The organism is Streptomyces sp. NPDC050485 (assembly GCF_044458185.1).
Taxonomy (GTDB): Bacteria; Actinomycetota; Actinomycetes; order Streptomycetales; family Streptomycetaceae; genus Streptomyces.
In genome coordinates this window covers 115516-140623 of sequence record NZ_JBITHR010000015.1, presented here as the reverse complement: position 1 = coordinate 140623, position 25108 = coordinate 115516, and the positions used below count along the sequence as shown (strand labels likewise).

The 25108-nt window shown below is 71.5% G+C and carries 19 protein-coding genes, 1 tRNA gene and 1 pseudogene; 8 read left to right on the top strand and 13 right to left on the bottom strand.

Annotated elements, in window-relative coordinates; genetic code table 11:
• Positions 1-86 precede the first annotated feature (86 nt).
• The 3 genes from pcaD to ACIBK6_RS27805 all read left to right on the top strand — a co-directional run bounded on the left by pcaD (position 87) and on the right by ACIBK6_RS27805 (position 3070).
• Positions 87-1265, top strand: a complete 1179-nt coding sequence (gene pcaD / locus ACIBK6_RS27815; RefSeq protein ID WP_399054109.1) for a 3-oxoadipate enol-lactonase — start codon at positions 87-89, stop codon at positions 1263-1265.
• 1 nt (position 1266) lies between these two features.
• A complete protein-coding gene (locus ACIBK6_RS27810; RefSeq protein WP_399054108.1) occupies positions 1267-2496 on the top strand; it encodes a 4-hydroxybenzoate 3-monooxygenase in 1230 nt (409 codons plus the stop codon).
• Between the two features lie 136 nt (positions 2497-2632).
• Positions 2633-3070 carry a molybdopterin-binding protein gene (locus ACIBK6_RS27805; RefSeq protein WP_399054107.1) on the top strand — a complete coding sequence of 146 codons (438 nt, stop codon included), beginning with the start codon at positions 2633-2635 and terminating at the stop codon, positions 3068-3070.
• A 9-nt stretch (positions 3071-3079) separates the two neighbouring features.
• Here the strand turns inward: ACIBK6_RS27805 and ACIBK6_RS27800 are convergent, their stop codons facing one another.
• The gene (locus ACIBK6_RS27800) at positions 3080-3784 is read right to left on the bottom strand and encodes a DNA-binding response regulator (protein WP_399054106.1); all 705 of its coding nucleotides are present in this window, start codon (positions 3782-3784) and stop codon (positions 3080-3082) included.
• 157 nt (positions 3785-3941) lie between these two features.
• Between ACIBK6_RS27800 and ACIBK6_RS27795 the strand changes: the two genes are divergently transcribed.
• On the top strand, positions 3942-4484 hold the full coding sequence (locus ACIBK6_RS27795; protein WP_399054104.1) for a GNAT family N-acetyltransferase: 543 nt from the start codon (positions 3942-3944) through the stop codon (positions 4482-4484).
• Positions 4485-4538: 54 nt separating this feature from the next.
• On the opposite strand, the gene ACIBK6_RS27790 is transcribed toward ACIBK6_RS27795, so the two are convergent.
• Together ACIBK6_RS27790 and ACIBK6_RS27785 are read right to left on the bottom strand one after the other, a co-directional pair.
• Positions 4539-5141, bottom strand: coding sequence for a hypothetical protein (locus tag ACIBK6_RS27790; RefSeq protein ID WP_399054103.1), 603 nt, complete (start codon positions 5139-5141; stop codon positions 4539-4541).
• A gap of 66 nt (positions 5142-5207) precedes the next feature.
• Positions 5208-5660: a DoxX family protein gene (locus tag ACIBK6_RS27785; RefSeq protein WP_399054102.1), complete on the bottom strand. Its 453-nt coding sequence runs from the start codon at positions 5658-5660 to the stop codon at positions 5208-5210.
• Positions 5661-5839: 179 nt separating this feature from the next.
• Here ACIBK6_RS27785 and ACIBK6_RS27780 point away from each other — a divergent pair, with 179 nt between their 5' ends.
• Entirely contained in the window at positions 5840-7075 is a 1236-nt protein-coding gene (locus tag ACIBK6_RS27780; RefSeq protein ID WP_399054101.1) for an amidohydrolase family protein, read from the top strand.
• 79 nt (positions 7076-7154) lie between these two features.
• Positions 7155-8081 (top strand): FkbM family methyltransferase, encoded by a 927-nt coding sequence (locus ACIBK6_RS27775; protein ID WP_399054100.1) that lies wholly within the window; start codon positions 7155-7157, stop codon positions 8079-8081.
• 19 nt (positions 8082-8100) lie between these two features.
• On the opposite strand, the gene ACIBK6_RS27770 is transcribed toward ACIBK6_RS27775, so the two are convergent.
• From ACIBK6_RS27770 to ACIBK6_RS27730, 9 genes and pseudogenes are all read right to left on the bottom strand, one after another.
• Entirely contained in the window at positions 8101-8859 is a 759-nt protein-coding gene (locus ACIBK6_RS27770) for a glycosyltransferase family 2 protein (protein WP_399054099.1), read from the bottom strand.
• 157 nt (positions 8860-9016) lie between these two features.
• A complete protein-coding gene (locus ACIBK6_RS27765) occupies positions 9017-13096 on the bottom strand; it encodes an AAA family ATPase (protein WP_399054098.1) in 4080 nt (1359 codons plus the stop codon).
• A gap of 509 nt (positions 13097-13605) precedes the next feature.
• Positions 13606-16170 carry an ABC transporter permease gene (locus ACIBK6_RS27760; RefSeq protein ID WP_399054097.1) on the bottom strand — a complete coding sequence of 855 codons (2565 nt, stop codon included), beginning with the start codon at positions 16168-16170 and terminating at the stop codon, positions 13606-13608.
• Between the two features lie 155 nt (positions 16171-16325).
• A complete protein-coding gene (locus ACIBK6_RS27755) occupies positions 16326-17096 on the bottom strand; it encodes an ABC transporter ATP-binding protein (RefSeq protein WP_399054096.1) in 771 nt (256 codons plus the stop codon).
• Between the two features lie 360 nt (positions 17097-17456).
• Positions 17457-18788 (bottom strand): sensor histidine kinase, encoded by a 1332-nt coding sequence (locus ACIBK6_RS27750; protein ID WP_399054199.1) that lies wholly within the window; start codon positions 18786-18788, stop codon positions 17457-17459.
• 9 nt (positions 18789-18797) lie between these two features.
• Positions 18798-18875, bottom strand: a pseudogene (locus ACIBK6_RS27745) (hypothetical protein); the annotation flags it as partial.
• Positions 18876-18907: 32 nt separating this feature from the next.
• Entirely contained in the window at positions 18908-19576 is a 669-nt protein-coding gene (gene cseB, locus ACIBK6_RS27740) for a two-component system response regulator CseB (RefSeq protein WP_399054198.1), read from the bottom strand.
• Positions 19577-19954: 378 nt separating this feature from the next.
• Positions 19955-20028: transfer RNA gene (locus ACIBK6_RS27735), tRNA-Pro, on the bottom strand.
• Between the two features lie 239 nt (positions 20029-20267).
• Entirely contained in the window at positions 20268-21197 is a 930-nt protein-coding gene (locus tag ACIBK6_RS27730) for a metallophosphoesterase (RefSeq protein WP_399054095.1), read from the bottom strand.
• Between the two features lie 100 nt (positions 21198-21297).
• Here ACIBK6_RS27730 and ACIBK6_RS27725 point away from each other — a divergent pair, with 100 nt between their 5' ends.
• Complete coding sequence (locus ACIBK6_RS27725) at positions 21298-21762, top strand: GatB/YqeY domain-containing protein (RefSeq protein ID WP_399054094.1); 465 nt, start codon at positions 21298-21300, stop codon at positions 21760-21762.
• A 296-nt stretch (positions 21763-22058) separates the two neighbouring features.
• On the opposite strand, the gene ACIBK6_RS27720 is transcribed toward ACIBK6_RS27725, so the two are convergent.
• Complete coding sequence (locus ACIBK6_RS27720) at positions 22059-24317, bottom strand: transglycosylase domain-containing protein (RefSeq protein WP_399054093.1); 2259 nt, start codon at positions 24315-24317, stop codon at positions 22059-22061.
• Positions 24318-24732: 415 nt separating this feature from the next.
• Here ACIBK6_RS27720 and ACIBK6_RS27715 point away from each other — a divergent pair, with 415 nt between their 5' ends.
• Positions 24733-25101 (top strand): WhiB family transcriptional regulator, encoded by a 369-nt coding sequence (locus tag ACIBK6_RS27715; protein WP_399054092.1) that lies wholly within the window; start codon positions 24733-24735, stop codon positions 25099-25101.
• The last annotated feature ends 7 nt before the right edge of the window (positions 25102-25108 follow it).

The following is a 25108-nucleotide window of genomic DNA, read 5'->3' as shown; positions in this document are numbered from 1 at the left end:
CCACCGTCCCGCACCCGACGGTGCCCGAGCCGCCCAATCCCGCTGAACGGGCGGGCGGGTGGGAAATCTGCCCCCGAAGGACCCCCATGCTGCATCACCACCTGACCCCCACCCCCACCCCCACCTCCACCCCCTCCGCCCCCACACTCGTCCTCGCCCCCTCCCTCGGCACCACCCTCGCCGTCTGGGACGCACAACTCCCGTACCTCTCTGCCCACTTCGACGTCGTCCGCTGGGACCTCCCCGGCCACGGAGGCTCGCCCGCATCGGACCTCCCGCCGGGCCGAACCCCCACCGTCGCCACCCTCGGCGCCCTCGTCCTCGACCTCCTGGACTCCCTCCGCGTCGACACCTTCGCCTACGCCGGAATCTCCCTCGGCGGAGCCGTCGGAACGTGGTTGGCCGCGCACCACCCCGACCGCGTCGAATCCCTCGCGCTCCTCTGCTCCTCCGCCCACTTCGGCCCGCCCGAACCCTGGCGGCAGCGGGCAGAGAGCGTACGTACCAAGGGAGTCGAGGACATCGGCGACGGCGCGCCCGGCCGGTGGTTCACCGCTGGATTCGCCGCCCCGCAGCACCTCCTCGCCGACCACCACCGCGTGGACCCGGACGCGTACGCCGCCTGCTGCGACATCCTCGCCGGGCTCGACCTGCGCCCCGACCTCGCCCGCATCACCGCCCCCACCCTGGTCGTGGCGGGCCGCGACGACCGGTCCACCCCGCCCGCGCACGCCCGCGAACTCGCCGACGGCATCCCCGACGCCCGGCTCATCGAGCTCCCCCGCGCCGGTCACCTCGCCAACGTGGAGCAGCCCGAAGCCGTACGGGACGCCCTGCTCGGTCACCTCGCGCACAACCACCCCGAGCCGCCCGAGCCCCTCGCGCGCCTCGGGGAAGCCGCCCGGCGTTCCGTTCTCGGCGACGCCCACGTGGACCGGGCCCTCGCCCGCACCACTCCCTTCACCGCCCGCTTCCAGGACTTCATCACCCGGTACGCCTGGGGCGAGATCTGGAGCGGAGGCACCCTGGACCGGCGCACCCGCAGCGCCATCACCCTGACCGCCCTGGTCGCGGGCGGCCACAAGGACGAACTCGCGCCGCACGTGCGAGGAGCCCTGCGCAACGGGCTGAGCCCCGAGGACATAGGCGAAGTGCTGCTCCAGTGCGCGGTGTACTGCTCCGTCCCCGCCGCCAACTCCGCCTTCGCGATCGCGGAACGGGAGATCAACGCGTACCACGCCAACGAGGAAGAGGGGGAAGCCTGACATGCGGGCAACCACCACACGGGCGACCACCACGCACACCACCGTCGGCATCATCGGCGCCGGCCCCGCCGGACTCCTGCTGGCCCGGCTCCTCCACAACGCCGGGATCGACTGTGTGGTCCTGGAACGCCGCGACCGCGCCTACGTGGAGCAGCGCCAGCGCGCGGGCATCCTCGAACAGGCGACGGTCGACGTGCTCAGGGCCGTCGGCGCTGGCGAGCGCATGGACCGTGAGGGCCTGCCCCACGACGGCATCGAGCTCCGCTTCGACCGCCGCTCCCACCGCATCGACTTCCCCTCCCTCACCGGTGGCCGCCGAGTGATGGTGTACGCCCAGACGGAGGTCGTGAAGGACCTCATATCCCTGCAACTGGCCACCGAAGCACCCCTGTTGTTCGAGGCGGAAGTCGAAGCGGTGGAGGGATGGGGAGGTGCCTCACAGGCCGGGACCACCCCCACCGTCCACTACCGCCACCAAGGCCACCCAGCCACCCTCACCTGCGACTACGTCGTCGGCTGCGACGGCTTCCACGGGGTGGCCCGCAACGCCGTCCCCGCCTCCCTCCGCAGCACGTACGAGCGCACGTACCCGTACTCCTGGCTGGGCGTCCTCGCCGAAGTCCCGCCCGCGTACGAGGAGTTGATCTACGCCCACTCCCCGCGCGGCTTCGCCCTCGCCAGCATGCGCTCGCCCACGGTCAGCCGGCTCTACCTCCAGGTGCCCAACGGCACCGACCCCGCCGAGTGGCCCGACGCCCGCGTCTGGGACGAGCTGGACGCCCGCCTCGCGACCGACGCGGACCCGGGCTGGAAGCTGGAACGCGGTCCCGTGACCGGCAAGTCGGTGCTGCCGATGCGGAGTTGGGTGACCGAGCCGATGCGGTACGGGCGGCTCCTGCTGGCCGGTGATGCCGCGCACATCGTCCCGCCGACCGGCGCCAAGGGGCTGAACCTCGCCGTCGCCGACGTCGTCGCGCTCTCCCGGGCCCTGGTCCAGTGGCACGTGACCGGTTCGACGGAGCGCCTCGACGCGTACTCCGAGACCTGTCTGCGCCGGGTCTGGCGCGCCGAGCACTTCTCGTACTCCATGACCGAACTGCTTCACACCGACCCGGCGCACTCCCCGTTCCAGACCCGGCTCCAGCTCTCCCAGCTCGACCGCATCACCCGTTCGCGGGACGCGGCCGCAGAGCTCGCCGAGAACTACACGGGCCTGCCGATGGAGCCGTGACCGGCTGGAGCCCCGACCGGCCACGGCGCGTGCCGGGGCGCGGGCTCCCCGGGGTGACTACAGTCCGAAGTGAAGGACAAACAGGGCATTCAGCCGGAAAGCCCCAGCCCGATCAGCCCCCCAGGAGCAGACACCCGTGAGCCAGAACCAGAGCCAGATCCTCAGCATCCGCAACCAGCTCCCCGGCACCGTCACGGCCATCGCCTCCGGCGAGGTCATGGCCACGGTCAAGGTGCGTCTGGACGGAGGTCAGGAGATCACCGCCGCCATCACCCTCGACGCCGTCAAGGACCTGGGGATCGCGGCGGGCAGCGCCGTACGCGCGCTGGTGAAGTCGACCGAGGTGGCGCTGGCCACCGGGACCGTCGACGGGCTCAGCATCCGCAACCAGATTCCCGGCACCGTCACCGAGGTGGCGACCGGCGGCGCCATGGCCGGGGTCAAGCTCGATGTGCGGGGCGGTTCGCTGACCGCCGCCATCACCAAGGACGCCGTCGCCGACCTCGGGCTCTCCGTCGGCGCCTCCGTCGTCGCGCTGATCAAGTCCACCGAGATCTCGCTCGCGACGGCCTGACCGTCACCGTCAACTCGCCGAGGAGTTCAGGGGCGCGTACGCGGCCGCACCGCCACGCGCCTCCAACTCCCGGGCCCGCACCCCCGCCTGGAACCGGGACGTCGCGCCCAGCACCGCCATCAGCTCGGCGACCCGCCTGCGGTACGTCCGCAAGGACATGCCGAGGCGGCGGGCGGCCGACTCGTCGGTGTGCCCGCCGCCGAGCATCCGCAGGATCCGCCGCGCCTGCGCGTCCAGCTCCGGAGGCCGCCCGCGCAGATGGTCGGCGAGCTCGGGCGAGGCCGCCCAAGCGGCGCGGATCAGCGATCCGACCCCCGCGACGATGTCCGGCGAACGGATCACCGTGTACGTACGCGTCCCGTCGGCCGGAGCCCCCGCCAGGATCGCGATGCGCCGGTCGAGCACGATGGTCTCCTGGGCGAGCGGAGCGGCGCAGATCCGTATGTGCGCGCCGCCCGCGGCCATCCTGACGAGGCGCCGCTCGGCCCGCGCGTCGGGGAGGGCGTGCGGGGTGTAGAGCTTGCGCATCGTGAGGCCGCCGGGCTCCGTTGCGGGCCGCAGCCCGGCGGCGAAGGCGGTGCGCACCCCGGCCGACCAGGTCACCGGGTCGGCGGCGGCGACCAGGAACTCCTGCCGCGCCCCCGCGAACAGATGCCCGGCCCGCTCGATGAGCTCCCGCTCGCCGCGGAGCGTCACGATCTGGTCGTCGGTCATGACCGGTCAGTCTGCGATGCCGGCGGGCTCCGGTCAACGGACGGTGCCCGCACAGGGCGCGGGCGCCGTCCCCGAAGATCGCCCCGCTCGCGTGACCGGGCTCAGGAGACCCCACGAAACTGTTCCGTCAACCGCTCTGACCTGCCACGCTGTTGCGATGACAGAGGTGTTCTTGCGACGACTGTCGCGTTGGCAGGCCGAGCAGCAGCGGGAGTCGGTGGCGGACCTGTACGTCGCGGCGTACGAAGGAGTGCCCGGTGCGGATCCCCGTGGCCGCGAGGGGTTCCTGCGCCGTTTCGCCGAGGACGTGCAGCGCCCCGGCTTCGACATGATCATCGCGGGCGACCCGTCCCTGCTGGGCTGTGTCTACGGCTACCCGCCGGGCCGCGAGGGCGAGTGGTGGCACGGCCACCGCGGCGCCGTGACCGACGGCGACGAGGAACTCGCCTCCGCCGACCGGGTGTTCGCGCTCGCGGAGCTGATGGTGGTGCCCGCCCGGCGCCGTACGAACATCGCCACCCGCCTCCAGCAGAGACTCCTGGAACGCGTGGACGCCGACCTGATCACCACCCTGATCGACCCGGCGAACACGGCGGCCGCGGCCGCGTACGAGTCCTGGGGCTGGACCAAATCCCCCCGCCCCACCCGCCCCGACCTGGAAGCCTGGACCAGCCGCCACCCGACCCGGGCCCGGCCATAGAGCGCAGTACTAGACCTTGAGGCACCTAGACCTTGCTGCAACTGGCGGGGGAGGTCAGTGTTCCAGGTGCATGACGTCGGCCAGTGACGGCGTGTACTCGCTGTCGGACCGGGGCTGGGTGTAGTCGCGGCCCGGGGTCAGCCACCCCGCCCGCTCCGCGGCGGTGACGGCGGCCGCCTCGGCCGCGTCCGCCGCGGCGTTCAACGCGACGTCGCTCCCCGCGTTCCCCAGCGCCGAGGCCGTACCGGCGGCCAGGGAGGCCTGTTGAGCGGCCCGGCATGCCGCGACGGCGAGCTCGCCGTCGTTGTCGTGGCGCTGGGCCGTCTGGGCGGCCAGCGCGGCCGCGGCGGCGGCGTTCCTGGCGCTGCGGGAGTCCGCCGCGGGGTCGGGAGCGCTGCAGGAGAAGGCCGCCACCGCTTGGGCGGCCGTGCGGACGGCCTGGTCGGCCTTCAGTACGGGCCCCGCCGCCGTCCCGCCCGCATGCCTGTCGACCAGGCCGCTCCGCGCATCGTCCAGGTACTGGCAGGTGGCCGCCGTCCGGGTCGCGGCGCTCTTGGCGCGGGCCGCGTGCCCCTCCCTGAGCACCGCGCCGGTGGTTTCCGCCGCCGGTTCCCGGGCTTCGGGCGCTTCGGCCCGGGGTGTGTCGGATTCACTCATGCCCATCCCTCCCATTGATCTCGTAGAACACGATCGGGTTTTGCCACTCACGCCGAATGCCCGGCCCTACCGGAGGAACAGCCCCAGCGCGCTGTCCAGCGACCAGGCCTGCCAGCTCATGGCGAAGAGTCCGACCGCCGAGATCAGGGCCATCATGAGGTTCTGCCCCTGCTCGGCCCAGTCGTGGATCATCAGCACGAAGTACGTCAGGTTCAGCAGCAGGCCCCCCACCAGGGCGACCGGGGTCAGAAAGCCGGTGATCAGGCCGAGGCCCAGGGCCAGTTCGGCGTAGGCGACGACGTAGGCGTGCAAGCGCAGCCGCGGCTTCACGAGCCGGTCGAAGCCGTGCTTCACGAAGGGCCAGCGGTGCTTGTCCGCGATGCCGGCGGCCCAGGCGATCCCGCCGCCGTCGAACCACGTCTTCTTGTCCTTGTGGCGCCAGCTCTCCAGCCACCAGAGGCCGAGGCCGATCCTCAGCACCGCGAACCATTCGGCCCCGCTGAGCCACAGTGTCTGCATGGCACGCCTCCGCAGCAGCAGTTGACCTGACGAGTCGTCAGTTCAGCCGATCGGGGTCGAGCTGGCAAGGGGCGTGGCCGCCCAACTCCGCTTGCCGCGCGGGGTTCTTGCCCATACGCTCAATCTGATGGATCGTCAGATTTGATGGAACCGACCGGCCAGCGGCAGGGGGCAACGACGTGCTCGACAGTCAGGACGGCTCGCAGGACATCCCGAAGGTGATCAGCGTGGATGACCACGTGATCGAGCCCGCGCACCTCTTCCGGACGTGGCTTCCGGGCAAGTACCGGGGCAAGGGCCCGCAGCCCTTCACGGCGGGCATCGGCGACCTGGAGTACATCGGCGGGAAGTACCGGTTCACCACGGACCCGGATGGACAGCAGACCGACTGGTGGCGGTACGAGGACGAGATCTTCCCCTACAAGCGCATCATCGCCGCCGTCGGCTTCTCGCGCGACGAGATGACCCTCGACGGCATCACCCGCGAGCAGATGCGGCGCGGCTGCTGGGACCCGAAGGCGCGCCTCGCCGACATGGACCTCAACCACGTCGAAGCCTCCCTCTGCTTTCCGACCTTCCCCCGCTTCTGCGGCCAGACCTTCGCCGAGGCCAAGGACAAGGAGGTGGGCCTCGCCTGCGTGCGGGCGTACAACGACTGGATGGTCGAGGAGTGGTGCGGGGACAGCGGGGGCCGGCTGATCCCGCTGTGCCTGATCCCGTTGTGGGACGTCGAGTTGGCGGTGGCGGAGATCAGGCGCAACGCCGCGCGCGGGGTGCGCGCGGTGACCTTCTCCGAGATCCCCACCCACCTCGGGCTGCCGTCCATCCACTCCGGCTACTGGGATCCCTTCTTCGCCGCGTGCGAGGAGACCGGCACCGTCGTCAACATGCACATCGGCAGCAGCTCGCAGATGCCCGCCGCCTCGCCCGACGCGCCGCCCGCCGTCCAGGCGGCGCTGAGCTTCAACAACGCCATGGCCTCGATGATGGACTTCCTGTTCAGCGGCGTGCTGGTGAAGTTCCCCCGGCTCAAACTCGCCTACAGCGAAGGGCAGATGGGCTGGATCCCGTACGCCCTGGAGCGCGCCGACGACGTGTGGGAGGAGCATCGCGCCTGGGGCGGGGTGAAGGACCTGATCCCCGAGCCGCCGTCCACGTACTACTACCGGCAGATCTTCTGCTGCTTCTTCCGGGACAAGCACGGCATCGAGGCGATCAGGACGGTGGGAGTCGACAACGCCACCTTCGAGACGGACTATCCGCACGTCGACTCCACCTGGCCGCATACGAAGCAGGTGGCGGCCGACCATGTCGCGGGGCTGCCCGCCGACGTGGTCTACAAGCTGCTCCGCGGGAACGCCATCCGCATGCTGGATCTCTCCTTCGATGCCGACCGGCGGCCGACCGCCACCTGACCTGCGGCGGGGGGTGGCGCTGGGGCCTCGACCCGCCCAGCGCTACGGTTCCCTCGTGATCCTTCGAGGAGGCGGTCGGATGGACAGCCACACGGCACAGGCGCTGCTGACCCTGGGGCGCTGGTACGTCCGCCACGCCCCCGGCGCGATCGGCAAGGCCCCGCTGGTGGCCGAGTACCTCAACCCCGGGCTCCGTGATCAGCCGCGGCGGCGGATCGTGCGCACCCGGTCCGGGGCGAGGATGGGTGTGGACACCCAGGACATAATCCAGCGCTACCTCTACCTGTTCGGGGTGTGGGAGCCCCACATGACCCGCTGGCTGCGGGGGCGGCTGCGGCCGGGTGACGCCTTCATCGACGTCGGCGCGAACATCGGCTACTACAGTCTCCTGGCGTCCCAACTCGTGGGCGCCGGCGGCCAGGTGGTGGCCATCGAGGCATCTCCGGTGTTCCACCGGCGACTTGTGCGCCAGGCCGAGCTGAACCGCAGCACCAACATCCGGGCCGTGAACGAGGCCGTCGCCGATTCCCGCAAGACGCTGAAGTTCACCCTCGCCAGCTCCCGCAACATGGGCGCGAACAGCATCGTCCCGTACGACGGTCCGGCGGAATCGACCTTCGAGGTCGAGGCGCGCCCGCTCGCCGAAGTGCTGAGCGCCACCGAGGTCGGCCGGGCCCGAGTCATCAAGATCGACGTCGAGGGCGCGGAGGGAAGCGTGGTCCGGGGCCTGGCTCCGGTCCTCGACCGGCTCCGCCCCGACGCGGAGATCACGGTCGAGGTGACCCCGGAGCGCATGGCCCAACTGGGCGACAGCGCCGAGGAGTTGATGTCCACCATGCGGGCGCACGGCTTCCACGCGTACCGGATGGCGAACGACTACGCCCCGGAGAGCTATCCGGCGGCCCTCTACGGCAGCACGCCCGAAGTGCCCGTCCGCCTGCGCACTCCGGTGGTGGGCGAGAGCGACCTGGTGTTCTCCCGGACGGACGCCGAGACGCTTCCGTAGCCCCTCGGACCGGCGCCGGTCAGTCCTTGGCCGGGTACTGCCACCCGAACTCGGCCAGCGCCCGCGCCCGCGCCTCCGCGACGGCCATCCGCGCGGCGCGCTCGGCGGTGTCGGTGTGGGCGGCCTGGCCGGTCGCCTGACCGGGCCACTTGCGGTAGAGGAGGCCGGGCTCGGCGGTGAACCAGCCGCGGCTGGTGGCGTTCAGGGCGAGCAGCAGGCCGGTGTCCTCCGAGGCGGGCAGCGCCATCCAGCCGCCGAGCGCGAGGAGCAGATCGCGGCGCACGCAGAGCGTGGCCGGGTGCACCTGGGCGAGGAAATCGTGCGCCTTCCAGTAGGCGAGCACGGCGCCGCGCTCCAGCGGGCCCTGTTCCGGGTCTCCCTCGAAGCCGGCCGTGGAGCCGTCGGGCAGGAGGTCGAGCACCCGGGACGTGGTCCAGCCGATGCTGTGGTCCGCTTCCAGAGCGGCGAGGTCGCGCGCCAGGCAGCCGGGGGTGAGCCGGTCGTCGGCGTCCAGGACCTTCACGTATGCGCCGTCGGCCCGCGCGAGTGCGATGGTCCGGGCGACCCCCGGGCCGCCTCGGCGGCCCTGCCGGAAGGTCACCCGCCCATCGTCCGGGACATACGGCTCGACCTCGTCGGTGCGGCCGTCCTCCTGGATGAGCCAGTGCCACTCCCAGCCTTCGGGCAGCTCCTGCGCGCGGAGCGACTCGTACGCCTCGGGCAGATAGCGGGCCGAAGGGCCGTGGACGGCGGTGAGGACGATGATGCGCCGGGACACGGCGGTCACCACCTTTCCGGGTATGGCAGCGCCCGACCGCTGGCGACGGGGGATGCACCAGCGATCGGGCTAAGGCCAGACTAACAAGGCTGGTCGTGCGGCGGGAGTCAACTGCTCCGCCGCGATGACGAGTTGTGATCGAGATCACGTGGTGCGGTCACTGGCCGCACGGAGGTGCGTACGAGAGGCGGGGCAGGTTCTCGTGCCAGATCTCCGGCGTCAGGACACCTCGGGTGGTCGAGCAGATGCGGCTGATGGCCTCTGCGGCGTCCAGGTTCCAGAGCCGGACGGTGTCGCTGCCGCTCGACACCCCGAGCATGTGACTCCTGGGACCGAACGACAGGAAATTGCCCGTCTTGGCGTTGGGGCTCATCGACTGGCCGATGGGCGCGGCCTCGGACGGGTGGCTGACGTTCCAGAGCCGGACCGTGTTGTCGTTGCCGCCGCTGGCCAGGGTGCGGCCGTCCTGGCTGAACGTCAGCGACACGACCGCTTCGGTGTGGCCGGTGAGGGGGGAGCCCACCCGGGTCGCCCTGGCCGGGTCGGTGATGTTCCAGAGCCGGACCGTGTCGTCGTCGCTGCCGCTGGCCAGGGTGCGGCCGTCCGGACTGTAGGAGAGCGCGTTGACGGGTCCGAGGTGCCCGGTGAGCGGCGCGCCGAGCTGCGCGGCGTGCCGCGGGTCGGTCACGTTCCACAGCCGGACCGTGGTGTCCGCGCTGCCGCTGGCGAGCGTACGGCCGTCCGGGCTGAAGACGAGGGAGTTGACGTAGCCCTTGTGCCCGGTGAGCGGTGTGCCGAGCGGAACGTGGCGGGCCGGGTTACTGACGTCCCACAGCTGGATCGTGCGGTCGTCGTAGGCGGTCGCCAGGGTGCGCCCGTCCGGGCTGAAGGCCAGCGAGTCGGGGCCCGAGAACCGGGTCCGCAGCGGGACGGGCGACCCGTACGAGACGGGCCGGGCCGGATCGGTGACGTTCCACAGCTGTACGTTCTGGCTCCCCATGAACACGGCGAGTGTGCGGCCGTCGGGGGAGAACACCAGCTCACGCAGGTCGCCGACGCCGGGCACGAACGGCTCGCCAAGCGACGCGGGCCTACCGGGAGTGTCCACGTTCCACAGCCGGATCCTGCCGTCGCTCGCGGCCGTGGCGAGCACCCGCCCGTCCGGGCGGAACACCCCGATCCGGCCGGTCATGTCCGATGTCGGTATCGACCACAGGCGGACCTTGCTGTCGCCGCTCCCGGTGGCGAGGGTGCGGCCGTCGGGGCTGAAGCCCAGGGCGTACATCTCGCCGCTGCTGCCTGCCAGCGGCTCGCCGACCTGCGAGGGATAGGCCGGATCGCTGACGTTCCACAGGCTCGCCGTGCTGTCCGCGCTGCTGGCGGCCAGCATGGTCCCGGCGGGGTTGAAGGCCACCGACCAGATGGGACCGGTGTGGCCGGTGAGCGGCGAGCCGAGCTGGGTCGCGTGCCGCGGGTCGGCCACGTTCCAGAGCCGGACCGTGTCGTCCGAGCCGCCGCTGGCGAGGGTGCGGCCGTCGGGGCTGAACGCCACGGAGTGCACCGTGCCCGTGTGGCCGGTCAGCACGGTGTCGATGCCCACCGGACGGCCCGGGTCCGTCATGTCCCACAGCCTGACGGAGCCGTTGTCGCCGCCCGCCGCCAGCGTCCGCCCGTCGGGGCTGAACGCCACGCAGCGTACGGCGGCGGTGTGGCCGGTCAGGACACCGCGCGGGGTCGGCCGGTGCGGGTCGGTCACATCCCACAGCCGGACGGTGTGATCCTCGTTGGCGCTGGCCAGCGTGTGTCCGTCCGGGCTGAAGGCGACCAGGTAGACCGTGCCGCCGTCGCCGGTCAGGGGCGCGCCGATCGGCTGCGGGTGGCCGGGATCGCGTACGTCCCACAGCCGGACCGTGCCGTCGTCCGAAGCGCTGGCCAGGGTGTGCCCGTCCGGGCTGAAGACCGCGCTGCTCACCCAGCTCTTGTGGCCGGTGAGCGGGTCGCCCAGCGGTTTGGGGCGAGCCGGGTCGGCCACGTCCCACAGCCGTACGGTCCGGTCGTAGCTGGCGGTGGCCAGGATCCGTCCGTTCGGGCTGAACGTGGTGAGGTAGACGGCGGCCGTGTGGCCGAGGAGCGGGGTGGCCAGCGGCGCGTTGACGATCGAGATGAGCCGGTTGTTCGCGCCCTCGTCGTCGGGCCGCAAGCGGTGTGCCACCAGGGCGAGTTGAGCGGACAGCGACGGATCGCTGTGCTGGACGCGATCGGCTTCGGCGACGACCTGCTCGAACACGGCGTCGTCCCGCTGCTGCCAGGCGACCACGGCCGCGCCGACGGCCAGCATCGCGAGGACGACCAGGGCCGACACCGCGGCGCGGCTGATCCAGACCGTGCGCCTGCGCAGCTTGACCGAAGCGGCCAGGAAATCGACCGCGATCCGGGTCAGGAAGGTGTCACCGGCCGACTGTGCCCAGGTGTGGGCCTGTTCGAGACGGGAACCCCGGTAGAGCAGTGACGTGTCGCGGTTCGATCCCTCCCAGGCCCTGCCGTCCTCCTCAAGGCGCTGGCGCAGCAGGTTGCCGGTGCGGTCCTCGTCGATCCAGTCACGCAGCCGCGGCCAGGCGTGCAGCAGCGCTTCATGGGTGATCTCCACGGTCTCCGCGTCGAGCGTCACCAACCGGGCCCGGACCAGCGCTTCGAGCGATTCCTCCGTCTTGTCGGAGTCCGTCGACTCGTCCGCGAGCTGGCGACGCGTCCCGCGCCGACGGGTGGCCTGGGTGTCCTCGCCCAGCCTGACCAGCCTGAGGAGGAGCAGTCGCGCGGCCGTGCGGGCCGCCGGGTCGAGGCTCGACCAGGCCCGCTCGGCGGTCGCCGCCACCGCCCCCTGGATGCCGCCCGCCGCGCGGTAGCCGGCCAGCGTCAGCCGGCCCGCCTTCCGGCGCTGCCAGGTGGCGAGCAGGGCGTGGGACAGCAGCGGCAGCGCCCCCGCGCTGTGCGTCCCGCCGGGGCCGTCGGCGCTCACTTCCCGGACGATCAGCTCCGCGAGGCCGGGTTCGAGTTCCATTCCCACGGCCTTGGCCGGGCCGGTCACCGCTTCGCGCAGCTCCGCCGTGGTCAGCGGGCCGAGCACCATGTGCCGGTGCTGGAGCGCGTCGGCCAGTTCCGGATGCGCGAGGCACTGCTCGTAGAAGTCGGCGCGGATGCCGAGGACCACGAGCACGGGGGCCGGACCGTCCGAGGATGGGGGTCCCCCCTGCTCATGGGGGTCCCCCCTGTTCGAGCGAAGCCGAGAACTCGGGGGAGGAGTCGAGAGCTTGGGGGAGGGCGTGCACGCGGCGTGCAGGACCTGGATGAAAGTGCGCTTGTTCGCCTCGTCGGAGCAGAGGGAGAACGTCTCCTCGAACTGGTCCACGATGACGACCGGCGGGGCGGGCGATGACGTCTCGCGCCGCGCCCAGGCGGTGACGGCCTCCCGCACGGCTTGGCCGAATTGCGGGGTGCCGGGTTCCGCCATGGCGGACACGACGGGTTCGAGCTCGGGGATCTGGTGGATCAGCTCCGCGAGGGGGTCGGCTCCCGGTACGAGCTGGAGCACCTCCCTCGCCCGGCCGTCCGCTCCGCCCAGCGCGCCGTCGCGCAGCGTGGGCACCAGACCGGCGTTCAGCAGGGAGGACTTGCCCGCCCCCGAGGCGCCCACGAGCATGACCAGGCCGCCGGTCTGCTCCACCGCGCGGAGCTGGGCGACGAGGGCGTCCGTACTGCGCTCCCGGCCGAAGAACCACCGGGCGTCCTGCGGGCGGTACGAGGCCAGCCCCCGGTACGGGCAGACACCGCCGGGGACGGCCGGGGCCTCTGCCGGGGGCTGTTCCTGCTCTTCCGCGGACGGCGCGGGGCGGTCGCCGACCGGATCGGCCACCGCCCGCTCCCACAGGCGCTGCCACTGGGCCAGGTCGTACAGACCCGACGACACGGGCGCGGGCCGCGCGCGCCGCGCCTCGGGTATCAGGATGTGCAGCACCACCGCGAGGGCGGCGAACTGGGCGGGCACGTTCCTGGCCCGCCGCCAGTCGCTGATCCGCTGAGCGGAGACCCGCACCGGCCGCCCGCGTTCGTCGACCCGCTGAAGCCGGACGACGGCTTCGGCGACGCGCTTGAGGGGAGGGTCGCCGGCCTCCTTGTAGAGCAGCGCGAGACGTTCCGCGAAGGCCGTGCGTGCCCCTGAGTCGGAGCTCAAGGTCTCCACCCCTTACCTCACCCGCACCTGGACGTCCGGACCGGAAAACTCACCCTATATGGCTGACCTGCGGTTAAGTCCTGGGTCCGAGACCGGAGCCTCTGCGGCGGGAGCCGCAGATGGCAGGATCTCGACCCAGTAGCGCATCAACCGGGCGTCGCCCGGACAGGGCCACCAAGGTTCAGCGCTCGGAGAGACAGCTCATGATGCCGCATGTTCTCGGTCAGCGTCCGTGGAGTCGCGAGACGGTGTCGGCGACTCGTCGCGTGAGCTTGAGGGATCCGTGGAGTCAGTCCCATCCGGACTGCCGTCGCGCCACCACGGGTCGCCTCCCGTCGACCCGCGCCCATCGGCGCGGATCGACGCCGACCGTATGGTCCGGCACCGGTCCCAACAGGGGAGGGACCGGTGCCGGACCAAACGGGTCGGCGGGGAGGGCCGTAGCGACTGTCTCGTTCGTCCTGTTCATCTCGTTCGTCCCGGTCACGCTTCCGCGACGGCTTCCGGCGGGCTCGGCTTTACGTTTCCGCCACGGCTTCCAGCGGGCTCAGCGCGGCAGCCCGGCGGGCCGGGACGGCTGCGGCGACCGCGCCGACGGTGAGGGACAGCAGGCACACCAGGAGCAGCGTCCCCCAGGGCAGGGCCAGGGAGTACTGGGCCATCGCCCCGTTGGCCAGCGAGCCGACCGCCCAGGCACCGAACAGCCCGACCGCCAGGCCGAGCAGCGTCCCGAACGCGGCGACGGTCACCGATTCAAGGCGGATCATCCGCCGGATGCCGGCGCGGTCCATGCCGATGGCGCGCAGGACGCCGATCTCGCGGGTGCGTTCGGCGACCGACATGGCCAGGGTGTTCACGATGCCGAGCGAGGCGATCACGACGCCGATGGCGAGCAGCCCGTACATCAGGGTGAGCAGGCTGCTCAGGGTGCCGGCGGCCTCGGCGACGAGTTCCTTGCGGTCCTGCACCTTCAGCAGCGGGTTGTTGCCCACGGCGGTACGCAGCCGGGCCTCGGTGCTCGTCGAGACCGCGCCGCCGTCGGTGCGGACCAGGATCCGCTGGACGGAGCCGGGCTTGAAGCTGCTGCGCTGCACCTCACCGCGGGCGCCCAGCGCGTCGTGGGCGATGGGGTTGTCCCGGTAGACGCCCACGACGGTGTACGCCGTGAAGTCCTGGTCGCGGCCCATGCGGGCGTTGAGCGTGCCGCCCGCGCTCAGGCCGTGTTCCCGGGCGAGGGTGCTGGAGACGGCGATCCGGCCCGGCCCGAGGCCGGCCAGGGAACCGCTGGTGAAGTCGAGCTTCATGACGGCGTTCACGGTGTCGGGGCCGACCCCGGAGATCTGCCGGACACCGCCGCCGGTGAACAGGGTGGAGTCCGTGACGGCGGCCGCGGTCCGCACCCCGGGGACGTCGGCCACCCGCTGTACGGCGGCCGCGTCGATGCCGGTCGTGGGCGTACGCGTGCCGATCACGTAGTCGGCGCCGAGGCCGGCCGCAGCCTGGTGGTCGAGGGCCTGCCCGGTGGAGTTCCCGAGGACGGCGAGCCCCGCGACCATCGCCGTGCTGACGATCAGGGTGGCGGCGGTGGCCGCGGTACGCCGGGGGTCGCGCAGGGCGTTCTCCCGGGCGAGCCGGCCGGTGATCCCGAAGCGGCCGGTCAGGCGTCCGGTCAGCCGGATCACGGGGGCGGCGAGCAGCGGCGCGAGGACGATCACCGCGACGACGAGGATGGCGCAGCCGAGCATCGCGCTCTGCACGTTCCCCTCGGAGGCGTCCTTGGCCCCGGTGAGCGACACCAGCCAGCCGGTGCCGAGGACGAGGAGGGCCGTACCCACCGCGCCGCGGATCCGGGACCGGTGGGCGGACGGTGGCTGCTCGGCCGAGCGCATCGCCTCGACGGGCGCGATCTTCGCCGCCCGGCGGGACGGCAGCCAGGCGGCGAGCACGGTGACGCCCACGCCCACGACGAGCGCCGCCACGACGGAGCGCGGGCCGATCACCAGGGGGCCGCGGGGCAGCGTGTCCGCGCCGGTGCTCAGGACGTCGGGCAGTACGGCGGCGATGCCGAGTCCGAGCGGGAATCCGGCCACCGATGCGACGAGGCCGAGCAGGAGGGCCTCCGCGAGGACGGAGCGGACCACTTGGCGGCGGTCGGCGCCGATCGCCCGCAGCAGCGCGATCTCCCGGGTGCGCCGCGTCACGACCATGGTGAAGGTGTTGACGATGAGGAACGAGCCGATGAACAGCGAGACCCCGGCGAAGATCATCGGCAGCTTCGTGTAGCCCCGGGTCAGGGTGTCGACCAGGGTGGCCTGCTGGTTGGCCTGGGCGGTGCCGGTGACAGCCTCGGCCCGGTCGGCCGGGAGCAGGGCGCCGATCCGGTCGGAGAGCTTGAACTGGTCGGTGCCAGGTGCGGCGGACACGTCGATCCCGGTGTAGTGGCCCGGGGAGGAGAACAGCTGCTGCGCGGTCGCCGTGTCGAACAGGGCGAGGGTGCCGCCTGCGGTCACCCGGCTGTCCTTGGTGGTGACGATGCCGACGAGCCGCTTGGCCATGACCGGGCCGTCGGTGGCCAGCGTGACCAGGTCGCCGAGTCCGAAGCGGCCGGCGGCCGCGGTGCCGCTGTCCACGGCGATCTCATCGCCGCTCTTCGGGGCATGGCCCGTGACCAGCGGATAGCGGCTGTCCTTGCCGTCCTGGCCCGGTACGTAGGCGGCGGCCAGGTTCGCCCACGCCTTCCCGGCCCGCAGCGGAGCGCCGTCCGCCCCGTTCAGGACGGCCGACCCGTCGACCGACGGCCGTACGGAGCCGACACCGGGCACGCCGGCGAGCTTCCGCGCGAGCGGGTCGTCCAGCACGCTGGTGCGCTCGTCCGCGGCGCTCCCCGGCGGGGGGTCCTTCGGGACCACGGTGACGGCGATGTCCGCGAAGCTCTTCGACGCGGCGGCGCGGTAGGCGGCGGAGGAGGAGTCGGCGAAGACGAGGGTGCCGGAGACGAAGGCGACGCCGAGCATGACGGCAAGCACCGTCATCAGCAGCCGCGCCTTGTGCGCGAGCACGTTGCGCAGGGCGGTTTTGAACATGGGGTGTCTCAGTCCTGGGTGGTCGGGGGGCGGTGGCGAGGATTCGGGGGCCGAGGATTCACGGGCCGAAGCGGGGGAGGCGGGACGGCCAAGGGCCAGGGGGCCAGGGGGCCAGGGGGCTAGGGGCTGGGGGCCAGGCCCTCGGTGGCTCGGGGTCAGCGGGTGCCCAGGGCCTTCATCTGGTCGAGGACCCGATCCGCGCTGGGACGGGTCATCTCGTCGACCAGCCGCCCGTCGGAGAGGAAGACCACGCGGTCGGCGTACGCGGCGGCGACCGGATCGTGGGTCACCATCACCACCGTCCGGCCCAGCTCGCGCACCGAGTCGCGCAGGAAGCCGAGGACCTCGGCCCCGGCGCGGGAGTCGAGGTTGCCGGTGGGTTCGTCGCCGAAGATGATCGCGGGTCGGGAGGCCAGGGCACGGGCCACCGCGACGCGCTGCTGCTGCCCGCCGGAGAGCTGGGCCGGACGGTGGCCGAGCCGGTCGGCCAGGCCCACCATCGAGATGACCTGGTCCAGCCACTGCCGGTCGGGCCGGCGTCCGGCGATGGTCAGCGGCAGCGTGATGTTCTCAAGGGCGGTCAGCGTCGGCAGCAGGTTGAACGCCTGGAAGATGAAGCCGATCCGGTCGCGGCGCAGCTGGGTGAGCTGGCGGTCGTTGAGGGTGCTCAGTTCGGTGGTGCCGATGCGTACGGAGCCGGAGCTGACCGGGTCGAGCCCGGCGGCGCAGTGCATCAGGGTGGACTTGCCGCAGCCGGAGGGACCCATGATCGCGGTGAACTCGCCCTCCCGGAAGGCGATGCTGACCCGGTCCAGGGCGACGACACGGCTGTCACCGCTGCCGTAGACCTTCGACAGATCGGTGGTGGCGGCCGCGATCCCGGTCGTCGCGTACAGCGTGTGCGGGGCAAGGGGGTCGGCGGTCACGGGGGACTCCTCTTCGGGGTGCGGTCTTCGGATCGGAAAGGTGCACTTCGAAGGGTGTCCGGGAAACGTATCGGGGCCTGTGCCACCGTGTATCGGCGCCCGCTCCGCTGCGTAGCGGTTCTGTAGGCGGGGCGGTCAGGGTGTGTCTTGCGGATCACGCGGGATCACGCGGGATCAGGCCGGACCAGGTCGGACCGGGCCGGACCAACCGGGACTGGGCTGAACCAACCGGGACCAGTCAGGACTGGTCGGAACTAGTCCGATCGGGCTGAACCGGGCAGACTTGCCCGACTCAACCGGGACCATGCCAGACCAACCGGAACTAGCCCAGATCGCCAGACCAACCGGAACCGGCCTGGATCAGGCGGGCAGCCGCAGGGTGGCGATGGCGCCGCCGTCCGGGGCGTTGTCCAGGCGCAGCTCGGCGCCGAGGACCCGGGCCTGGCCCAGGGCGATGGTCAGGCCCAGGCCGTGGCCCGAGCCGCGCTCCGCCGCGCCCGTGTGGAAACGGCGCGGCCCGTCGCGCAGCAGGTCCGGCGGAAACCCGGGGCCGTGGTCGCGCACGACGACCGTACGGCCCTCGACGGTGACCCGTACCGGGGTGTCCCCGTGCCGGTGGGCGTTGACGACGAGGTTGCTGACAATCCGTTCGAGGCGTCGCGGGTCGGTCTCCACGGTGGTCTCCACGGTCTGCCCGGCCGCCGAGCCCCGCGCGTCGCTGACCTCGGTGACCGTGCTGACCTCGGTCGCGCCGATCTCGCTGACCTCGGTGTCCAGGCCGGTGCGCACCACGGCGTCGCGGACGACGGCGCCGAGCGGCACATGGGCGCGGACCGGCTGTTCGGCGCCGGCGTCGAGGCGGGAGATCTCCAGGAGGTCCTCGACCAGGCCGCGCAGATCGCGTACCCGGGCCCGGAGCAGATCCTCGGTCTCGCCGGGCGGCAGCAGGTCGGCGGCGGCCAGCAGACCGCCGACGGGGGTACGCAGCTCATGGGCCACGTCCGCGGTGAACCGGCGCTCGGTGCGCAGCCGTCGGCCGAGACTGTCCGCCATGAGGTCGACGGTGGCGGCGATGTCGGACACCTCGTCGCGGCCCTTGGTGGGCCCGGTCCGGGCGTCGAGGTCCCCGGCGGAGATCCGGCCCGCGGTCTCGGAGACCTGCCGCAGCCGGCGGCCGAGCAGCCCGGCCCCGTACACCGCCAGCGGCATGGCCGCCGCGAGCGCGAGAAGCGAGGCCAGGACCATGACGACGTCGAGTCGGCGCAGCTGGTAGAACTCCGAGTTCATGTTGATCCGGACGGCCAGCACCCGGCTGTCCGGACCGCCGACCCGCTGGGCGGCCCAGGCGCTCGGCCCCAGGTTCCCGTCGACGTGCCCGTCGTAGGCGGTGTGCCGGGCGCCGTCGGCGGGGTGTCGTAGCGCCGGGGGCAGTTCGGCCGGATCGAGCTCGGCACCGTCCGCGAGTGTTCCGGTGCGCCGGTAGGTGTCCATGGCCGAGTACACCGTGTTGAAGGCCCGCATGTCGGCCCGGCTCCGGATGTCGTCCGCGGTCCACGTGTGCACCAGTACGCCCACGACCGCCACGACCAGGCAGGCGGTGGCCGCGGCCAGCGCGGCGATCTTCCAGCGAAGCGACACGCGGGCCGGCCGCTGCGGGTGGAGGAGGCGCGCCGGCCTCAGCGGGTGGGGCAGGCGCACGGGCCTCAGCGGGTGGAGGAGGCGCGCCGACCTCAGCGGGTGCAACAGGCGCACGGGCCTCAGCGGGTGGAGGAGGCGCACGGGCCGTAGCCGGTGGAACGGGCGCACCGGCCTCAGCGCCTGAGCTTGTAGCCGAAGCCGCGGACCGTCTCGATCCGGTTCCGGCCCAGCTTGCTGCGCAGCCGCTGCACACACAGGTCCACGACCCGGCTGTCGCCGTCCCAGCCGTACTCCCAGACGTTGCGCAGCAGAGTGTGCCGCTCCAGGACGACGCCAGGGTGCGCGGCGAACTCCAGCAGCAGTTTCAGTTCGGTCGGGGTCAGTGCCACCGGGCTTCCGGCGACGAACACCTCCAGGCCGGCGGTGTCGATGGTCAGGTCCCCGAAGACCAGCGACTCTCCGTCGGACCGCGCCGGCCCCTCGCCCGCGGCCCGCTCGGATCCGGGGGCGGGTGCGTAGGTCGCCCGCCGCAGCAGCGACCGGATGCGTGCGACGAGTACGTAGGTGTCGACGGGTTTGACCACGTAGTCGTCCGCCCCGGCCTCCAGACCGGCGACGACATCGAGCCCGTCGCCGCGGGCGGACATCATCAGGACCGGCACCAGACTGGTCTCCCGGACCCTGCGGCACAGGCCGATCCCGTCCAGGCCGGGCAGCATCACGTCCAGGATCAGCAGGTCGAAGCCCTGCTCCCGGAAACGCTCGAGCCCCGTCAGCCCATCGGCCGCGACCGCCACCTCGTAGCCGTATCGCTGCAGAGCGACGGCGAAGGACCGCCGCATCAAGTCGTCGTCCTCCACCAGCAGCACGCGAACAGGCTGCACGGAAGCCGGGTTCGGCGCGGACGAGGACACGGGCGGATCACTCCTGTTCGGACGGCTCGGGGAGGCACCGGTCATCGGCCCCGCGCGCACGCACGGGCAGCCGACGACCCGACCTGAAAGGAACGATATGGCAGCCACTCCACGCGGCAACCGCGTCGCGCCCCCAGCCCCCGATCCGACGGCCAACCAAGCGCCCACTGATACCCACCGGATACAAAACCACCCAGGGCCGCACATCGCTGACCGGCATCGTGAACGGCTCCCGAGACAGGAGCAGAAACCACTTAAGGGCCCGATCCTCGATGAGGATCAGACCCTTAAGTGGTTCTTCAGCTGTCGGGGTGGCGGGATTTGAACCCACGACCTCTTCGTCCCGAACGAAGCGCGCTGCCAAGCTGCGCTACACCCCGATTGTCTCCGCTTGTCGCGGCGACGTCGTTTACTTTAGCCCACCGGCGGCCGGAGACGAAATCCGGTTTTCGGGGCCTCGCAGGTAGGGGCGGAGGCGGCCCAGGCCGACGATCGCCGGGGCCAGGACGTAAAAGGCGAGGCCGAGGGCCGGCGCGTTGCCGAGGACGCCGACGTAGCCGTGCTGGCCGGTGTCCGGGAAGGGGTGCAGGAAGGGGTACGGGTAGCGGCCGGGCGGCGCTCAGCCCTGCCGCTCCACCAACGTCAGCAGGGTCGCCTCCGGAGGGCAGGCGAAGCGGATCGGGGTGTAGCGGTTGGTGCCGCAGCCCGCCGAGACGTGCAGGAAGGCGCGGTGGCCGTCGGTCTCGTGCGTCGAGAGGCCCTTCACCCGGCCGGTGTCCAGGTCGCAGTTGGTGACCAGGGCGCCGTAGAACGGGATGCACAGCTGCCCGCCGTGCGTGTGCCCGGCGAGGATCAGCGGGTAGCCGTCCGCGGTGAAGGACTCCAGCGTCCGCAGGTACGGGGCGTGCACCACGGCGATCGAGAAGTCCGCTCCCGCTTCCGCACCGCCGGCCACTCGCTCGTAACGGTCCCGCTTGATGTGCGGGTCGTCCAGGCCGGTGAAGGCCAGCTCCATGCCGTCCAGCTTCAGGTGGCCCCGGGTGTTGTTCAGGTTCACCCAGCCCGCCGAGTCGAACGCGTCCCGCAGCTCTTCCCACGGGTTGTGTACGACGCCGACGGCCGGCGCGTTGCCGTTGAGCCCGTGCCGGCCCTGGGCCTTCTCGAACAGGTACCGGGCCGGGTTGCGCAGCTTCGGGCCGTAGTAGTCGTTCGAGCCGAAGACGTACACGCCGGGGAATTCGAGCAGCGGGCCGAGCGCGTCGAGCACCTCCGGCACGCCCTCCGGGTCGGAGAGGTTGTCGCCGGTGTTGACCACGAAGTCCGGACGCAGTCCGGCCAGCGACTGCAGCCACGCCCGCTTCTTGCGCTGGCCGCTCACGATGTGGATGTCTGAGACCTGGAGTACGCGCAGCGGGCCCGCCCCCGGCGGCAGTACGGGCACCGTCACCCGGCGCAGCCGGAAGGACCTGGCCTCGAACCCGGCCGCATAGGCGAGACCGGCGGCCCCGATCGCCGTGACACCCAGGGGAATTCCGTATCGCGCGCGCATACGACCATCGTCGCAGACTGCGACGATCGTGGCGGCGGCGCCGGGGGCGGCGGAGGAAATCAGTGGGCGGGTACGACAGTGCACCTGACACACTGGGCGCATGACCACGCTCAAGGCCCGACTCAAGGACGACCTCACCACCGCCATGAAGGCGCGCGACGAACTGCGCTCGTCCACGCTCCGGCTGACCCTCACCGCCGTCGCCAAGGAAGAGGTCGCCGGCACGACCGCGCGTGAGCTCTCCGACGACGAGGTCCTGAAGGTGATCGCCAAGGAGGCGAAGAAGCGCCGCGAGGCGGCCGAGGCCTTCGAGAAGGGCGGCCGCGCCGAGTCCGCGGCGCGCGAGCTGGCCGAGGGCGAGATCCTCGACGCGTACCTGCCCAAGCAGCTCTCCGACGACGAGCTCGCGGCGATCGTCGCCGCCGCCGTCGAGGAGGCCCGGGCGGCCGGGGCCGAGGGGCCGCGCGCCATGGGTGCCGTCATGAAGATCGTGAACCCGAAGGTGGCGGGCCTCGCCGACGGCGGCCGCGTCGCCGCCGCGGTGAAGAAGCTCCTGGCGGGCTGACCCCCGCACCCCCCGTACGCAAAGGGGCGCCCCGGGAAGTGAATCCCGGGGCGCCTCTTTTCATGTTCATGTGCGTACGGCCTGTGTGCCTGCGGCCTGTGTGGATGCGGTTCATGTGCGCATCGCCTATGTGGGTCGAATCCATGCGCGTGCGGCCCGTGAGCCTGCGGCCCGGCTGGGTGCGGCCCATGTGCGTACGGCCTATGCGCGTGCCGTACGGCCCATGGCGCGCGGCACGTGCCCGCGACCTCTGTGGCCCACGCCCACGTGCCCAGGGCCCCCGTGCGTACGCCCCGCTACTGCGGCCAGCCGCCGTCGTTGCCGCCGATCAGGTCCGGCGGGATGGAGATGCCGGGGAACGGGGAGCCGCCCGGGGCCGGGGGCTTGTTGTCGCCGCCCGGCTTCGGCTTGTGCTTGTTCTTGCTCTTGTCGTTGTTGCCGGGCGTGCCGGGCGTGCCGGTCGCGGGGGCGCCCGGCTTCTGGGGGCCGTCGGGGATGTTGACGGTGGTGAAGGGCGCCGAGGTCTGGCCCTGCAGGGCGCCGGTCATCGCGTCCCGCCAGATGGGTCCGGGGACCTGGCCGCCGTACACCTGCTCCTGGAACTGGCCGCCGATGGTGATGTTGTTCATCTCGACGCGCTGCGACGGGCTGCCGACCCAGACTGCGGCCGACAGGTTCGAGGTGTAGCCGACGAACCAGGCGTTCTTGCGGGCGTCGGTGGTACCCGTCTTGCCCGCGTTGTCGCGGTCCTTGAGCCCGGCCTCCTGACCGGTACCGGAGTCGATCACTCCGCGCAGCAGCGTGTTGATGCTGTCCGCGGTGTTCTGCGACATTGCCTGCGAGCAGGAGGTCTTCGGCACCGGCAGCGACGAGCCGTCCCCCTTCTTGATGGACTCGATGGCGATGGGGGTGCAGTACGTGCCCCGGTTGGCGAAGGCGGCGTATGCGGAGGCCATCGTCAGCGGCGACATGCCGGTGGAGCCGAGGGTCAGCGCCGAGGGCACCATGGGCAGCTTCTCGCCGTTGCCCTGGAAGACGTGCAGCTTGTCGGTCATCTGCGAGACCGGGCACATGCCGATGTCGCCGAGCATCTGCACGAAGTACGTGTTGACCGACTTGGCCATCGCGTCCTTCAGCGCGAACGGGCCGACCTCGTTCTCGTTCTCGTTCTCCAGGTGCGCCGGGTTCTTCGGGTCGTTCACCCACGGCTTGCCGCTGCACGTCTGGACGGTCGCCGGGTAGTCCATGTCGTACGGGGACGGGTACTGCTGGGTCGGCGGCTTGCCCCCCTCGATCGCGGCCGCGGCCAGGAACGGCTTGAAGGTCGAGCCGACCGGGAAGCCGTAGTTGGAACCACCCATCTGGCGGTTGACCGAGAAGTTGATCTGGGTCTCGTTGTCCCCGAAGCCGTACGGCTTGGACTGACCCATCGCCAGGACCTTGCCGCTGCCGGGCTGGACCAGCGTGACCGCCGTCGCGACGCTGTCCTTCTGGTAGACGTGGTTCTTGATCGACTCCTGCGTCGACTTCTGCGCCTGCGGGTCGAGGGTGGTCTGGACGGTGAGCCCGCCCCGGTTCCAGAGCTTGGCCCGCTCCTCCTTCGTCTTGCCGAAGACCGGGTCGGACAGGAACACCTCGCGCACGTAGTCGCAGAAGAAGCCCGCACCGTCGACGGCGGTGATGCAGCCGTTCTTCGGTTTGCTGACGTCCAGCTTGATCGGCGCTTCCTTGGCCTGGTCGGCCTCGGCCTGCGAGATGTCCTTCATGTCGACCATCCGCTGGAGCACCGTGTTGCGGCGCTTCTTCGCTTCCTGGGCGTCATTGACGGGGTCGTACCGGCTGGGCGACTGCACGATTCCGGCGAGCATCGCCGACTCGTCAAGCGTCAGGTCCTTGGCCGGCTTGGAGAAGTAGCGCTGGGCGGCGGCCTCGACGCCGTACGCCTGCTGCCCGAAGAACGTGATGTTGAGGTAGTTCTCCAGGATCTTCTTCTTGCCGAGCTCCTGCTCGACCTGGATCGCGTACTTGAGCTCCTTGACCTTGCGGCCGATCGTCTGCTGGGTGGCCTCGGCGACCTTGTCGGGGTCGTCGCCGGCCTCCTCGACGAAGACGTTCTTCACGTACTGCTGGGTGAGGGTGGACGCGCCCTGGGCGACGCCGCCGCTCGTCGCGTTCTTGTTCATCGCGCGCAGCACGCCCTTGAGGTCGATCGCGCCGTGCTCGTAGAAGCGCGAGTCCTCGATCGCGACGATCGCCTTCTGCATGTACGGGGAGATGTCGGCGAGCGGCACCACGGTGCGGTCGCGCGAGTAGACCTGGGCGATCGTGCCGCCCTTGTTGTCGAGGATCGTGGTGCGCTGGCTCAGCGGCGGGGTCTTCAGATTGGCCGGGATCTCGGCGAATCCGTCGACCGTTCCCTTGGCCGCGAGCCCCAGCGCACCGGCCGCCGGCAGGGCGATCCCCGCGAGCACGGCTCCCGCAAGGACGCTCACGCCCAGGAACTTGGCGGCCTGCTGGGTCCCGGTCAGGCCTGCGCCCGAACGCTTCTTTGCCATGGGGGCAGCCTACGTTCTCAATCGCCGGACACGGCTCAAGGCTCTGGCCTAAGCTGCCCTCAACTGTCACAGCTGTGCGGTTGCGCATCAAGACCTCGGGCGTGCGCAGAGGTGTTCCACCGTTCCCGAATCCGGTGGGAATCAACCTTGTTGGTGTCCGATTGCGCCTCATGCGTCATCGGGCGTCCGTTCTGGCTCAGCCGGTGCGTCCCGTTATTTCGGTTTCATCACGCATGTCCTCGGCTCACTCCGTTGGGTGATCTGCCGCGTACGCATAGTCCGTTCGGGCCATTCAAGATTGGGCACGCCGGGGGTGTTGCGCTGTGCCCACCTTCCGTAACGTCCTCAACTGGCAGCGGTGAATATGCCGCTGCCGCCGTGGGGGAGCCTCGATTCGGGAGAGGACGGCGCCGGTATGGGCTGGGTAACCGACTGGAGTGCGCAGGCAGCCTGCCGCACTACCGATCCGGATGAACTGTTTGTACAGGGTGCAGCGCAGAACAGGGCCAAGGCGGTGTGCACCGGTTGCCCGGTGCGGACCGAGTGCCTGGCGGACGCGCTCGACAACCGCGTCGAATTCGGCGTGTGGGGCGGGATGACGGAGCGGGAGCGGCGCGCGTTGCTGCGCAGGCGCCCCACCGTCACCTCTTGGCGCCGTCTTCTGGAGACCGCGCGCACCGAGTACGAGCGCAGTACGGGCATCCTGCCCGTGTGCGCGGAGGAGGAAGCCGTCTACGACTACCGGCATTCCTTCGGAGAAGAGGCGTACGCGGCGGTGGGCTGACGAGGTC

Excerpts from the sequence above, each read along its gene's own strand:
- ACIBK6_RS27730 (WP_399054095.1), bottom strand. The coding sequence starts at position 21,197 with ATGCGCGCGCGATACGGAATTCCCCTGGGTGTCACGGCGATCGGGGCC.
- ACIBK6_RS27810 (WP_399054108.1), top strand. The coding sequence starts at position 1,267 with ATGCGGGCAACCACCACACGGGCGACCACCACGCACACCACCGTCGGC.
- ACIBK6_RS27775 (WP_399054100.1), top strand. The coding sequence starts at position 7,155 with ATGGACAGCCACACGGCACAGGCGCTGCTGACCCTGGGGCGCTGGTAC.
- ACIBK6_RS27760 (WP_399054097.1), bottom strand. The coding sequence starts at position 16,170 with ATGTTCAAAACCGCCCTGCGCAACGTGCTCGCGCACAAGGCGCGGCTG.
- ACIBK6_RS27785 (WP_399054102.1), bottom strand. The coding sequence starts at position 5,660 with ATGCAGACACTGTGGCTCAGCGGGGCCGAATGGTTCGCGGTGCTGAGG.
- cseB (WP_399054198.1), bottom strand. The coding sequence starts at position 19,576 with ATGCGGCGGTCCTTCGCCGTCGCTCTGCAGCGATACGGCTACGAGGTG.
- ACIBK6_RS27790 (WP_399054103.1), bottom strand. The coding sequence starts at position 5,141 with ATGAGTGAATCCGACACACCCCGGGCCGAAGCGCCCGAAGCCCGGGAA.
- pcaD (WP_399054109.1), top strand. The coding sequence starts at position 87 with ATGCTGCATCACCACCTGACCCCCACCCCCACCCCCACCTCCACCCCC.
- ACIBK6_RS27725 (WP_399054094.1), top strand. The coding sequence starts at position 21,298 with ATGACCACGCTCAAGGCCCGACTCAAGGACGACCTCACCACCGCCATG.
- ACIBK6_RS27800 (WP_399054106.1), bottom strand. The coding sequence starts at position 3,784 with ATGACCGACGACCAGATCGTGACGCTCCGCGGCGAGCGGGAGCTCATC.
- ACIBK6_RS27715 (WP_399054092.1), top strand. The coding sequence starts at position 24,733 with ATGGGCTGGGTAACCGACTGGAGTGCGCAGGCAGCCTGCCGCACTACC.
- ACIBK6_RS27795 (WP_399054104.1), top strand. The coding sequence starts at position 3,942 with ATGACAGAGGTGTTCTTGCGACGACTGTCGCGTTGGCAGGCCGAGCAG.
- ACIBK6_RS27720 (WP_399054093.1), bottom strand. The coding sequence starts at position 24,317 with ATGGCAAAGAAGCGTTCGGGCGCAGGCCTGACCGGGACCCAGCAGGCC.